General features: G+C 71.3%; 10 protein-coding genes. 4 read left to right on the forward strand and 6 right to left on the reverse strand.

Annotation, left to right across the window (positions count from 1 at the left end):
• Positions 1-57 precede the first annotated feature (57 nt).
• A complete protein-coding gene (locus tag ACF09C_RS35415; RefSeq protein WP_392097521.1) occupies positions 58-2517 on the forward strand; it encodes a DNA topoisomerase (ATP-hydrolyzing) subunit A in 2460 nt (819 codons plus the stop codon).
• On the opposite strand, the gene ACF09C_RS35420 is transcribed toward ACF09C_RS35415, so the two are convergent.
• The gene (locus ACF09C_RS35420; RefSeq protein ID WP_392097523.1) at positions 2514-3569 is read right to left on the reverse strand and encodes a CobW family GTP-binding protein; all 1056 of its coding nucleotides are present in this window, start codon (positions 3567-3569) and stop codon (positions 2514-2516) included. The genes ACF09C_RS35415 and ACF09C_RS35420 overlap by 4 nt on opposite strands.
• A gap of 379 nt (positions 3570-3948) precedes the next feature.
• On the opposite strand from ACF09C_RS35420, the gene ACF09C_RS35425 reads away from it, so the two are divergent.
• Both ACF09C_RS35425 and ACF09C_RS35430 read left to right on the forward strand, forming a co-directional pair.
• Entirely contained in the window at positions 3949-5679 is a 1731-nt protein-coding gene (locus tag ACF09C_RS35425) for an ATP-binding protein (RefSeq protein ID WP_392097525.1), read from the forward strand.
• Positions 5676-6359, forward strand: coding sequence for a response regulator (locus ACF09C_RS35430; RefSeq protein WP_392097527.1), 684 nt, complete (start codon positions 5676-5678; stop codon positions 6357-6359). The genes ACF09C_RS35425 and ACF09C_RS35430 overlap by 4 nt, the downstream gene beginning before the upstream one ends.
• Before the next feature lie 24 nt (positions 6360-6383).
• Here ACF09C_RS35430 and ACF09C_RS35435 read toward each other — a convergent pair whose 3' ends face one another.
• From ACF09C_RS35435 to ACF09C_RS35455, 5 genes are all read right to left on the reverse strand, one after another.
• A complete protein-coding gene (locus ACF09C_RS35435) occupies positions 6384-7982 on the reverse strand; it encodes a cation acetate symporter (protein ID WP_392097528.1) in 1599 nt (532 codons plus the stop codon).
• Positions 7979-8641 carry a DUF485 domain-containing protein gene (locus tag ACF09C_RS35440; RefSeq protein ID WP_392097530.1) on the reverse strand — a complete coding sequence of 221 codons (663 nt, stop codon included), beginning with the start codon at positions 8639-8641 and terminating at the stop codon, positions 7979-7981. Before ACF09C_RS35440 ends, ACF09C_RS35435 begins: the two co-directional genes overlap by 4 nt.
• Before the next feature lie 85 nt (positions 8642-8726).
• Entirely contained in the window at positions 8727-9482 is a 756-nt protein-coding gene (locus ACF09C_RS35445; protein ID WP_392097531.1) for a response regulator, read from the reverse strand.
• Positions 9479-10690, reverse strand: coding sequence for a sensor histidine kinase (locus ACF09C_RS35450; protein WP_392097533.1), 1212 nt, complete (start codon positions 10688-10690; stop codon positions 9479-9481). Before ACF09C_RS35450 ends, ACF09C_RS35445 begins: the two co-directional genes overlap by 4 nt.
• Positions 10691-10790: 100 nt before the next feature.
• Complete coding sequence (locus tag ACF09C_RS35455; protein ID WP_392097535.1) at positions 10791-12908, reverse strand: type IIA DNA topoisomerase subunit B; 2118 nt, start codon at positions 12906-12908, stop codon at positions 10791-10793.
• A 433-nt stretch (positions 12909-13341) separates the two neighbouring features.
• Between ACF09C_RS35455 and ACF09C_RS35460 the strand changes: the two genes are divergently transcribed.
• A complete protein-coding gene (locus tag ACF09C_RS35460) occupies positions 13342-13572 on the forward strand; it encodes a hypothetical protein (protein ID WP_137992866.1) in 231 nt (76 codons plus the stop codon).
• Positions 13573-13684: the final 112 nt, after the last annotated feature.

Raw genomic sequence — 13684 nt, forward strand, 5'->3', positions numbered from 1 at the left:
ACGGTCCACAATGGTCCGCGTCAGATCAACCTTGTTGGTGAAGGAGCCGCAGCCGCGATGGCCCGCCGCAGCACGAAGACACCGCCGCCGGACGACGCGTTCGAGGAGAGGATCCTCGACATCGACGTCGTCGACGAGATGCAGGGCTCCTTCCTCGAGTACGCGTACTCGGTGATCTACTCCCGCGCGCTGCCGGACGCCCGCGACGGCATGAAGCCGGTGCAGCGCCGCATCGTGTACCAGATGAACGAGATGGGGCTCCGCCCCGACCGCGGCTACGTGAAGTGCGCCCGTGTCGTCGGCGAGGTCATGGGCAAGCTGCACCCGCACGGCGACGCGTCGATCTACGACGCGATGGTGCGCATGGCCCAGCCGTTCTCCATGCGCCTCCCGCTGGTCGACGGCCACGGCAACTTCGGCTCGCTCGGCAACGACGACCCGCCGGCCGCCATGCGGTACACCGAGTCGAAGATGGCCGCCGCCGCGCTGATGATGACGGAGTCCATCGACGAGGACACCGTCGACTTCACCCCGAACTACGACGGCCAGGAGCAGGAGCCCGTCGCGCTGCCCGCCGCGTACCCGAACCTGCTGGTCAACGGCGCCTCCGGGATCGCCGTCGGCATGGCGACGAACATGCCCCCGCACAATCTGGGCGAGGTCATCGCGGCGGCCCGGCACCTGATCCGCCACCCGAACGCGGATCTCGAGGCGCTCATGCGCTTCGTGCCCGGCCCCGATCTGCCCACCGGCGGCCGGATCGTCGGCCTGGCCGGCATCAAGGACGCGTACGAGAACGGCCGCGGCACGTTCAAGATCCGCGCCACCACGACCGTGGAGAACGTGACGGCGCGTCGCAAGGGCATCGTCGTCACCGAGCTGCCCTTCACGGTCGGTCCCGAGAAGGTCATCTCCAAGATCAAGGACCTGGTCGGCTCCAAGAAGCTCCAGGGCATCGCCGACGTCAAGGACCTCACCGACCGCAGCCACGGCCTGCGCCTGGTCATCGAGGTCAAGAACGGCTTCGTGCCCGAGGCGGTCCTGGAGCAGCTCTACAAGCTGACGCCGATGGAGGAGTCCTTCGGCATCAACAACGTGGCGCTGGTCGACGGCCAGCCGCTCACGCTGGGCCTCAAGGAGCTCCTGGAGGTCTACCTCGACCACCGCTTCGACGTCGTGCGCCGGCGCTCCGAGTTCCGCCGGGGCAAGAAGCGCGATCGGCTGCACCTGGTCGAGGGCCTGCTCGTCGCGCTGCTCGACATCGACGAGGTCATCCGCCTCATCCGCTCCAGCGAGAACTCGGCGCAGGCGAAGGAGCGGCTGATCGAGCGCTTCTCGCTGAGCGAGGTCCAGACGCAGTACATCCTGGACACCCCGCTGCGCCGACTCACCAAGTTCGACCGGATCGAGCTGGAGACCGAGCGCGACCGGCTCAACGGCGAGATCGACGAGCTGACCGGGATCCTGGAGTCCGACAACGAGCTGCGCAAGCTGGTCTCCGCCGAACTGGCGGCGGTGGCGAAGAAGTTCGGCACCGACCGGCGGACGGTCCTGCTGGAGTCGGCGGGCGCTCCGGTCGCCGCCGTGTCCCTCCAGGTCGCGGACGACCCCTGCCGGGTGCTGCTCTCCTCCACGGGCCTGCTGGCGCGCACGGCGACGGCGGAGGTCCCGGCCCCCGGCGAGGACGCCAAGCGGGCCAAGCACGACGCGATCGTCTCGGCGGTCCCCGCGACGCAGCGCGGCGACGTCGGCGCGGTGACCTCGGCCGGCCGGCTGCTGCGGCTCGCCGTGATCGACCTGCCCCAGCTGCCGGACACCGCCGCCGCGCCGAACCTGGCGGGCGGGGCTCCCCTGGCCGAGTTCCTGACCCTGGAGGACGACGAGACGGTGGTCTGTCTGACCACGCTCGACGAGTCCTCGCCGGGCCTGGCGCTCGGCACGCTGCAGGGCGTGGTCAAGCGGGTGGTCCCGGACTATCCGGCGAACAAGGACGAGCTGGAGGTCATCACCCTCAAGGAGGGTGACCGGATCGTCGGCGCGACCGAGCTGCGGACGGGCGAGGAGGACCTGGTCTTCATCACCTCGGACGCCCAGCTGCTGCGCTACCAGGCCTCGCAGGTACGGCCCCAGGGCCGGCCGGCGGGCGGCATGGCGGGCATCAAGCTGGCGGACGGCGCCGAGGTGCTCTCGTTCACGGCGGTGGACCCGGCCGCGGACGCGGTGGTCTTCACGATCGCGGGCTCCACGGGCACGCTGGACTCCGGCGCCGGTACGTCGGCGAAGCTGACCCCGTTCGACCAGTACCCCCGCAAGGGCAGGGCGACCGGTGGTGTGCGCTGCCAGCGGTTCCTGAAGGGCGAGGACGTGCTGATCCTGGCCTGGGCGGGCGCGACCCCGGCCCACGCCGCGCAGGACAACGGCACGCCGGTGGAGCTGCCCGAGATCGACCCGCGCCGCGACGGCTCGGGGACCCCGCTGCCGAAGCCGGTCGCGGTGGTGGCGCCCCCGGCGAGCTAGGACGCGTCGCCCGGCTCGTCCGGATCGTTCTCCTGTACGTACCGCAGGACTCCCCACATGCTGTGCTCGTCGGGGGCGTCCTGCGGGCCGTTCACGCGGCAGCCGTCGAGGGACTTGCGCAGCGCCCCGGCGTCGATGCCGGAGCCGATGAGGACGAGCTCGGTGAGCCGCTCCTGCCCGGCCGTCCACGGCTCGGGGTAGAAGCGCAGGAACCTGCCGACGGCGTGCACGGCGTAGCGGTTGGCGGGGTCGGCGGCGCCGAAGTCGAGGAAGCCCTTGATGCGGTAGAGGCCCTCGGGCCGGGAGTCGAGGAACTCCATGAGCCGACGCGGGTGGAGCGCGGTGCCGGACGACAGGGAAAGAGTCTCGTAGGCGGCGTGCGGATGGTCGTGCGCGTCGTCGTCCCCGTAGAGCAGGTCCTCGATCGACATCTGGCCCTCGATCTCGCCCTCGGGCACGACCCGGTCGAAGAGGAGTTCCGGATCGACCCGCCCGTGCGCGGCGCGGACCACGGCCGCGCGCCCGGCGAGCCCGGCGACGGCCTCGTGCACAGCGGCGAGTTCCTCCTCGCCCACCCGGTCGGCCTTGTTGACGACGACGAGGTCGGCGAGGGCCAGGTGCCGGTCGGTCTCGGGGTGCGTGGCCCGCGTCCGCGCGAACTCGGCGGCGTCGACGACCTGGACGAGCCCGCCGTACACGACCCGCTCGTTCTCGCTGGCGAGCACCATCCGCACGAGTTCCTGGGGCTCGGCAAGGCCGCTCGCCTCGATGACGATCACGTCGAGACGGGTCTCGGGACGGGTGAGCACCTCCAGGTACTCGTCCAGTTCGCTCGCGTCGACGGCACAGCACAGGCAGCCGTTGCCGAGCGAGACCGTGGAGCCGACCTGCCCGGCCACGGTCATGGCGTCGATCCCGATGTCCCCGAAGTCATTGACCATGACACCGATCCGGGTCCCCCGGGCGCTGCGCAGCAGATGGTTGAGCAGCGTCGTCTTACCCGACCCGAGGAACCCGGAGAGAACGACGACGGGAATCTGCTGGCTGGTCAAGGGAACCCCTCCGGCGAAACACGACACGAAAGCCCCCAGAATAGGCACGCGTCTGCCCTGTCGGCCCATTCCCCACCCGCCCGTGGCGCGGAGCCGCCGCCTCCCGGAGCCCGCGGCCGCCGACGGCGAGCAACGCCCACCGGCAGAGCCGCACCTCTGCCCTCCTTGCCGCACGGGTGGTGCGGGTGGGAACCCCCAGCCCGGCCGGAGGCCGGGCGCACCCCCAGCGGCCCGCGGCCGTACCCCGGGCCGCACCCGCACCCGCACCCGCACCCGCACCACCCACGCCCGGCCCGCCCCCCGCCGCCCGCCGCCCGCCGCCCGCCCCAGGGCCCCGCACATTTCCGGTCCCCGCCCCCACCCCCGTACCGTTCCTGCCATGACCCCCGCACGGACCACCCCCGCGCCTCACCCCGCGCCGCGCCCCGCGCGACGCAGGCGTCTCGGCTGGCCGCGGCGGGTCTTCGCCCAGGTCCTGCTGATGCAGCTGGCCATCGCCACCGGCGTCACCGTGCTCGCCACCGGCCTCTTCCTCGCGCCGCTGAGCGACCAGCTCGACGACCAGGCCATGCGGCGCGCCCTCGCCATCGCCGAGACCACCGCCTCCCCCGAGGTCGCGACCGCACTACGAACCACCGCCCCCTCCACCACCGGCCCGGTGCAGCGCGAGGCCGAGCGGATCCGGCAGGCCACGGGCGCCGAGTACGTCGTGATCATGGACACCCGGGGCGTTCGCTGGTCCCACACCGACCCCACCCAGATCGGCAAGGTCGTCTCCACGGACCCCAGCGCCGCGCTCGCGGGGCGCGAGGTCATGGAGATCGACAACGGCACCCTGGGCCGTTCCGCCCGGGGCAAGGCCCCGCTGCGGGACGCGGACGGAGCCATCGTCGGCGCGGTGTCCGTCGGCATCGAGTACGACAGCGTCCACGACCGGCTCCTCGGGGCGATCCCCGGGCTCCTCGCGTACGCGGGCGGCGCCCTGGCGGCCGGTGCCCTGGCCGCGTACCTGATCTCCCGCAGGCTTCAGCGGCAGACCCACGACCTGGCGTTCTCGGACATCTCGGCGCTCCTCGCCGAGCGTGAGGCCATGCTGCACGGCATCCGCGAAGGCGTCGTGGCGCTCGACCGCACCGGACGCGTCCGGCTCCTGAACGACGAGGCGCAGCGGCTGCTCGGCATAGGCCCCGAAGCGACCGGGCGCCCCCTGGAGGAGGCGCTCGGCTCGGGCCGAACGGCCGACGTGCTGGTCGGCCGTGTCACCGGTGAGGACCTGGTGACCGTCCGGGGCCACCGCGTGCTGATCGCCAACCGGATGCCGACGGACGACGGTGGCGCCGTCGCCACCCTCCGCGACCGCACCGAGCTGGAGCGCCTCGGCCGCGAGCTGGACTCCACCCGGGGCCTGATCGACGCTCTGCGGGCCCAGGACCACGAGCACGCCAACCGTCTGCACACCCTCCTCGGCCTGCTGGAGCTGGAGATGCACGACGAGGCGGTCGAGTTCGTCACCGAGGTCGTCGGCGTCCACCGGGCCACCGCCGAGCAGGTCACGGAGAAGGTCCACGACCCGCTCCTCGCCGCACTCCTGGTGGGCAAGGCCACCGTCGCCGCCGAACGGGGCGTCTCGCTGCGGATCTCGGCCGACTCGCTCCTCCCCGACCGGCTGGTCGACCCCCGTGAGCTGGTCACGGTCGTCGGCAATCTCGTCGACAACGCCCTGGACGCCGCCGCGGGCACCGTCCACGCGCGCGTGGAGATCGCTCTGCGGGCCGAGGGCCGGACAGCTGTGCTGCGGGTCGCCGACAGCGGGCCGGGTGTACCGGACGACCGGCGCGAGCTGATCTTCACCGAGGGCTGGACCACCAAGGAGCTCCCCTCCCACGGCAAGCGGGGCCTGGGCCTCGCCCTGGTGCGCCGGCTCGCCGAACGCCGGGGCGGCAGCGCCCGGGTCGACACGGGCCCGGACGGCGGCGGCGCCGAGTTCACGGTCGACCTCCCGGAGGCCCTGAGCGACGAGGAGCCCACGGAGTCGACAGCGGGGACGGAGCCGGCCCCGGCAGAACCGGCGGACCCGGCCGACCGTGCCGCCGTGGGAGAACCCCGATGATCGACGTACTGGTCGTCGACGACGACACTCGCGTGGCGCGGATCAACGCGGCGTACGTGGCGAAGGTGCCCGGCTTCCGGGTCGTCGCCAGCGCCCACTCCACGGCGGAGGCACTCGCCCGGCTGAGCGAGATCCCGGTCGACCTGATCCTGCTCGACCACTACCTGCCGGACGAGAACGGGCTCGCGGTCGTCCGGGAACTGCGGCGCCTCGGCCACCAGACCGACGTGATCATGGTCACGGCCGCACGTGACGTGGCGACCGTCCAGGCGGCGATGCGCCACGGCGCGCTGCAGTACCTGGTCAAGCCCTTCTCCTTCGCCGGGCTGCGCACCAAGCTGGAGGCGTACGCGACCCTGCGCGACACCCTCGAACGCGGCGGCGAGGCCGAACAGGCCGAGGTCGACCGGATCTTCGGCACCCTCTCCGCGGGCACGGTGGAGCCGGACCTGCCCAAGGGTCACTCCCCCACCACGGCCGAGCTGGTGCGCCAGGTGCTGCTGGCCGCCGACGGGGCCCTCTCCGCGCAGGAGATCGCCGAGCGCGCGGGGGTGAGCCGGCAGACCGCCCAGCGCTATCTCAAGCTGCTCGAACGGGCGGGCCGGGTGCGGCTCTCCCTGAAGTACGGCGAGACGGGCCGCCCCGAGCACCGGTACGTGTGGGTGAAGGCGACGGGCTGAGCCCGAGGCACCGCCTTGCGGGTCTCAGACCGCCCCCGCGCCTGTCAGCGCCCTGACCTCGGTCTCCGCGTGCTTGGCCGCGTCCGGCGGCTCGGTGGAGGTGACGGTGCCGAGCCAGCCCGCCAGGAAGCCGAGCGGGATGGAGACCAGGCCCGGGTTCTGGAGCGGGAAGAGCTGGAAGTCCACGCCGGGGAAGAGCGCCTCCGGGCTGCCGGAGACGACCGGGGAGAAGACCACGAGCAGCACCGCGGGGACGAGCCCTCCGTACACCGACCAGACGGCACCACGCGTGGTGAAGTTCCGCCAGAACAGCGAGAAGAGCAGCACCGGCAGGTTGGCCGAGGCGGCGACCGCGAAGGCAAGGCCGACCAGGAACGCCACGTTGAGGTCGCGGGCGAGCAGACCGAGCCCGATCGCCGCCGCGCCGATCCCGGCCGCGGCCATCCGTGCCACGGTCACCTCGCTGTACCGTTTCGCCCGCGCGCGTCTGCGGCGCAGCGTGGCGTACAGGTCGTGTGCGACGGACGCGGACGAGGCGAGCGTGATACCGGCGACGACGGCCAGGATGGTGGCGAAGGCGATGGCGGCGACGATCGCGAACAGCACCGTGCCCCCGGTCGACCCGGCTCCTCCGCCGAGGTCGAGGGCGAGCAGCGGTACGGCCGTGTTCCCGGCGGCGTTGGAGGCGCGGACGGCGTCCGGACCGATGATCGCTGCGGCGCCGAATCCGAGGACGATCGTCATGAGGTAGAAGCCGCCGATGAGGCCGATGGCCCAGACGACCGAGCGGCGGGCGGCCCGCGCGGTCGGCACGGTGTAGAACCGGGACAGGATGTGCGGCAGACCGGCGGTGCCCAGGACGAGGGCGACTCCGAGGCTGATGAAGTCCAGCCGGGCGGTCCATTCGCCGCCGTAGCGCAGGCCCGGCGCGAGGAAGTCCCGTCCGTGGCCGCTGCGTTCGGCCGCGGCGGCGAGCAGCTGGTTGAAGTCGCCGTGGAAGCGGAGCAGGACCAGCACGGTGAGGGCGATCGTGCCGGCGATGAGCAGGACGGCCTTGACGATCTGGATCCAGGTGGTGGCCCGCATGCCGCCGAGCGACACATAGATCACCATCAGCGCGCCGACGCCGATGACGGTCCAGGAGCGAGCGGCCTCGCTGGTGCCGCCGAGGAGCAGGGCGACCAGGCTGCCCGCCCCCACCATCTGGGCCACCAGGTAGAGCACGGAGACCGTGACGGAGGACGTTCCGGCGGCGATCCGGACGGGGCGCTCCGCCATCCGGGCCGCGACCACGTCGGCGAGCGTGAACCGGCCGCAGTTGCGCACCAGTTCGGCCACCAGGAGGAGCACGACCAGCCAGGCGACGAGGAATCCGACGGAGTACAGCATGCCGTCGTAGCCGAAGAGCGCGATCAGGCCCGAGATGCCGAGGAAGGAGGCGGCGGACATGTAGTCGCCGGCGATGGCGAAACCGTTCTCCATGGGCGAGAAGAGCCGACCCCCGGCGTAGAACTCCTCGGCCGAACCATGCCGGTTCCGGCTCACCCAGGTCGTGATCCCGAGTGTCACGGCGACGAACGCACTGAACAGCAGCAGCGCGAGCATCTGATGGTCGTTGGTCACCCCTGCACTCCCCGCGTCTCGTCGAACACCGTCCAGCGCAGCTCCAGAGCGGCCCGGTCCCGTCGCAGCCGGGCGTGACGGGCGTAGGCCCAGGTCAGCAGGAAGGTGGTGAGGAACTGCCCGAGCCCGGCCAGCATCGCCACGTTGACCATCCCGATCACGGGCCGGGCCATCAGGCCGGGCGCCGCCGTCGCCGCCACGACGTAGGCGAGATACCAGAGGAGGAAGGCGAGGGCCGCCGGGATCACGAACCGGCGGTAGCGGCTGCGCACTTCCTGGAAGGCCGGGCTGCGCTGGACCTCCAGATAGATGGCAGCCGTGCGCCGGTCGGCGCCATGCGTCGACCCGTGCTCGGCACCGCGCATCGCCCCGTGCACGGAGCCGCGCGTCGACCGGTGAGCGGATCCGTGCATCGGGCCATCCGCGGAGCCGTGCGGCGAGCCGTGCCCGAAGCCCCGCCCGGAACCGTCGGTGACGTCCCATCCCGAACCGTGCTCCGCCTGCTGTCGCGGTACGGCCCCGGCCGCCGGATCAGCGGTCATGTCCTCGCCGGCCGCTGCCTCCGCGCCGGCCGACTCGCCCCAGCCGGAGGCGAGTGCGTCGTACCAGGGGTCGTCGATCCGCACCGCGGGAACGCCCGGCCCTTCGTCCTTCTCCACCGCTGAACTCTCCTTGTCAGCGAACCGTTTCGGCCGCGTGCCCAAGGATGGACAGAGCGGGAAGATCCAGGACTCTTCTCCCTCCTCACTTCACCCCATCAGGTGGTTGTTCCTCTGGTGGTACGACGAGCCCGTGCCGATATGCGTACCGGACCGCCTGCACTCGGTCGCGGACTCCGGCCTTGGCGAAGAGGTTGTTGATATGGGTCTTCACCGTGGCGGTGGAGATGCTCAGCCGGGCGCCGATCTCCTGGTTGGAGAGGCCGTCCGCGACCAGGACGAGCACCTCGGCCTCGCGCTCGGTGAGCCCGTCGGGGAGGGCGGCCGCCTGTCGCCTCGGCCGCCCTCGCGGTGGGTCGCCGACGGGCCCACGACGCCGATCGGGCTCGACCATCAGCTCTTCCAGGAGCCGCCGTTGGACGGCGGGAGCCAGTCCGGCGCGCCCGTCGAGCACGTCGTGCACCGCGCGCACGATCTCCTCCCCACCGGCGTCCTTGGTGAGGTAGCCCCGCGCCCCTGCCCTGAGCGCCGGGAAGAGGGAGTCGTCGTCGGCGTACGTGGTGAGGACCACGACCTCGGTGCCAGGGTGCTCGGCGCGAATCCTCCGAGTCGCCTCGACGCCGTCGCAGCGCGGCATCCGGAGGTCCATCAGCACCACGTCGGGGGCCAGTTCGGCGGTCAGGGCGACGGCCTCCTCGCCGTCCCTGGCCGCTCCGACCACCTCGATGCCGGGCAACAGCCCCAGCACGAGCACAATGCCCTCCCTCACCATGGACTGGTCGTCGGCGACGATCACCCGAGCGACCCCGCGGTCCTCGGACCGGTTCCCGGGCCCCCTCATGCCGGCACCCTCAGCCGCACCGCGAAGCCGTCGCCCTCGGGCCCCGCGTCCAGCGACCCGCCGAGGAGTTCGGCGCGCTCCCGCATGCCCAGCAGCCCATAGCCGGACCCCGAGGCGCCCAGTCCCGCTCCCTCGACCACACCGGACACACCGTCCAGTCCGGCCGCGCCCGGCGGCCCGCCGACCGCGCCCGAGTCGCGTATCTCCAGGGCCACTTCACCCGTCTCGTAGGCCAGGAGCAGGCGGGCCCTGGCCCCGGGGGCGTGTTTGCGAACGTTGGTGAGAGCTTCCTGCGCCACTCTCCGTACGGCCTGGGAGGCCTCCGCCGGCAGCTGCCGACGGGCACCGATCACTCGCACCTCCGCCCGGTCCTCCCGCGCGAGCTCCCGCAGATAGTCCTCGACGGGCACCATGTCGCCACGGAGCGCGGAGAGCGCCTGCCGGGTCTCGGCGAGCCCCTCCCGGGCCATGGAGCGGGCCGCGACCACCCGCTCCAGGATCGTCTCGCGCTCGGCCCCGGCCTCGATCTGGAGTCTGGCGGCCTCCAGGTGCACCATCTGCGCGGAGAGGCTGTGCGCCAGGACGTCATGGATCTCGCGCGCGATCCTGGCCCGCTCGGCCAAGGCGGCGGAGGCCGCCTCCGCCTCGCGTGCGAAGCGCTCCTGGGCGAGCAGTCGGAACCCGGCGCCCCGCGCCTCTGCATCCAGGCGGACGGTGTACCCGGTGAGCAGGACGGCGGCGGTCGTGACCGCGGCGCCGACGATCCCGGTCTCGTCGGCGTCGACGAACCCCCCGGAGAGGAGCAGCACGGTGGCCAGGGCGACGGGCATCGGCAGTCGCTGCATCGCGGCGATGGAGGCGACGATCCAGAGCAGGGTCGCGCTGACGTGCGCTCCCGCGAGGTGCGCCGCGAGGCCGAGGCCCGCCACGGCCCCGAGCAGACCGACGGAGGGCAGAAGCCGGTTGGCGAGGGTCGTCCGGTGGTAGCCGCAGAGCGCGGCCACCGCGAGGCCGAGGCCCAGCGGCGGAAGGACCCCGTACCAATCCGCGAAGACGCCCGAGACATAGGCACTGACCACGGTCCATCCGCTGACCGCGGTGAACATGACTCCGTCGATCACGAGGCGGCCGCGTGGCACACCGACCCGAGTCAGCGCCTCGGGCACGGGCCACACGAGCCATCGCCCGGTCGACTTGTCGCCATTCATATCCGTCCCCCTCCGTCACTTCGATGCTACGGAGCGGAGGCGGTGCTGTGATCGGCTCAGGGGTGGAGCTTCGCGGCTCCACCCCTGGGTGGACGGCCGACTACGCGTCGATGCGCGAACGGTCGAGCGTCGCCGCCGAGCTGGTGATGAACTCCTTGCGGGGCGCCACATCATTGCCCATGAGCAGGTCGAAGACCTGCTCCGCCGAGTCCAGGTCGCCGATGTTGATCCGGCGCAGGGTCCGGTGGCGCGGGTCCATGGTGGTCTCCGCCAGCTGGTCGGCGTCCATCTCGCCGAGGCCCTTGTAGCGCTGGATGGCGTCCTTGAAGCGGACCCCCTTGCGCTGGAACTCGAGCAGGGTCTGGCGCAGCTCGCTGTCCGAATAGGTGTACACGTACTTGTCCTGGCCCTTCTTGGGCTGGACGAGCTCGATCCGGTGCAGCGGCGGAACGGCGGCGAAGACCCGGCCCGCCTCGACCATGGGCCGCATGTAGCGCTGGAAGAGGGTCAGCAGCAGGCAGCGGATGTGCGCGCCGTCGACGTCGGCGTCGACCAGCAGCACGATCTTGCCGTAACGCGCCGCGTCGATGTCGAAGGTGCGGCCCGAGCCGGCTCCTATGACCTGGATGATCGCCCCGCACTCGGCGTTCTTGAGCATGTCCGAGACCGAGGACTTCTGGACGTTGAGGATCTTGCCGCGGATCGGCAGCAGGGCCTGGAACTCGCTGTTCCGCGCGAGCTTGGCGGTGCCGAGCGCGGAGTCTCCCTCGACGATGAAGAGCTCGCTGCGCTCGACGTCGTCACTGCGGCAGTCGGCGAGCTTCGCCGGCAGGGAGGAGGATTCCAGCGCGGTCTTCCTGCGCTGCGCCTCCTTGTGCTGGCGGGCCGCGATACGGGTCCTGGCGGCCGCGACGGCCTTCTCCAGGACGGCCCGGGCCTGGGCCTTGTCGTCACGCTTGGTGGACGTGAGGAAGGCCTTGAGCTCCTTGGCGACCACGTTGGCGACGATCCGGCGGGCCGCCGAGGTGCCGAGCACCTCCTTGGTCTGGCCCTCGAACTGCGGCTCGGCCAGCCGGACGGTCACGACGGCCGTGAGGCCCTCGAGGGCGTCGTCCTTGACGATGTCGTCCTCGGCGACGCGCAGCATCTTCGCGGAGCGCAGGACCTCGTTGACGGTCTTGGTGATGGCCTGGTCGAAGCCCGAGACGTGGGTGCCGCCCTTAGGGGTGGCGATGATGTTCACGAACGACCGGACGATGCTGTCGTAGCCGGTGCCCCAGCGCAGGGCGACATCGACGCCCAGCTCGCGGGTGACCTCGGTCGGCGTCATGTGGCCGCGGTCGTCGAGGACCGGGACGGTCTCCTTGAAGGTGCCCTGACCGGTCAGCCGGAGCACGTCGCAGACGGCCTTGTCCTGGGCGAGGAACTCGCAGAACTCGCTGATGCCGCCGTCGAAGCGGAACGTCTCCTCGCTCTTGCCCACGCCCTCCAGGTCGCGCTCGTCGCGGACGACGATCGTCAGGCCGGGGACCAGGAAGGCGGTCTGCCGGGCGCGCTGGTGCAGGTGCTCCAGGGAGAGCTTGGCGTCCTTGAGGAAGATCTGGCGGTCCGCCCAGTAGCGGATGCGGGTCCCGGTGCGGGTCTTGGGGACGCGCTTGCCCTTGAGTAGGCCGTTGGACGGGTCGAAGGGGCTGTCGGGGCCCTGCTCGGTGAAGATGCCGGGGACGCCCCGGCGGAAGCTGATGGCGTGCGTCGCGCTGCTCCGGTCGACCTCGACGTCGAGCCGGGCCGAGAGCGCGTTCACCACGGACGCGCCGACGCCGTGCAGGCCGCCGGAGGCCGCGTACGAGCCACCGCCGAACTTTCCGCCGGCGTGGAGCTTGGTCATGACGACCTCGACACCGGAGAGCCCGGTCTTCGGCTCGATGTCGACCGGGATGCCCCGGCCGTTGTCGCGCACCTCGACGGAGCCGTCGTCGTGGAGGATCACGTCGATGTGGTCGCAGTAGCCGCCGAGGGCTTCGTCGACCGAGTTGTCGATGATCTCCCAGAGGCAGTGCATCAGGCCGCGGCTGTCGGTGGACCCGATGTACATACCGGGGCGCTTGCGGACGGCTTCGAGCCCTTCGAGTACGAGCAGGTGCCGAGCGGTGTAGTTGGAACCGTCACGGTCTGCGGTCAGCAGCGCACTGGACGGCACGGACGTCTCGGCGGTCACGCGGTTCGCTCCTCGCTGAATTTGAAAACTGGCCCCGTGGGGTAAGGCCCGGCGTCATTCACCGGTCAGAGGGTACCGATGCCTGGTAGAGCCGTTGTCACGCCACCCTCCTGATTTCTCATGCTAGTGCAGAGTCGCATGGGTGTTCGATCCCTCGAAGGGGTGACGCGAACATCACGTTCCCTTCCAGGCATGAACCATTTAGGCTCCGGGCACGTCCTCATGAACAACCGGCAACCCAGCCGGGAGGACGAAACCGAGACAAGCAATGCGAAATCCGTAGAGCGAAGCAATACGGCTCATTCGCCGCCAACCGGCAGCAGACAGCCACCTCGGGAAGAAGTTTCGAGGAAAAGCCACGAGCGGGAACGTTTTCGGCCTGGTTGGATGTTGACCCTGGTACGACAGCTCGTCGAGCTAGAGAAGAGGCGACGTGACTACTGTTCTGACCCCCGCGAGCCCCCTGACGGCCGCTGACCGCTGCGACCGCTGCGGCGCCCAGGCGTACCTGCGCGTCGTCCTGACAAGCGGCGGTGACTTGCTCTTCTGCGCCCACCACGGTCGCAAGTTCGAGCCGGAACTCAAGAAGATCGCCGCGGAAATACAGGATGAGACCGACCGGCTCACCGATGTGCCGGCCAAGGCAGTAGACGAGGACCGCTGACGCCTCGCATCCACGACGAGCCATGGGCCGGTCTCAGACCGGCGGACGGGCGGCCACCCCCGCACCCAGGGGGGTGGCCGCCCGTTCTGGCGTCCAGGGCCCCGACGTCCGC

This window comes from Streptomyces sp. NPDC014870 (assembly GCF_043081505.1).
Taxonomy (GTDB): Bacteria; Actinomycetota; Actinomycetes; order Streptomycetales; family Streptomycetaceae; genus Streptomyces.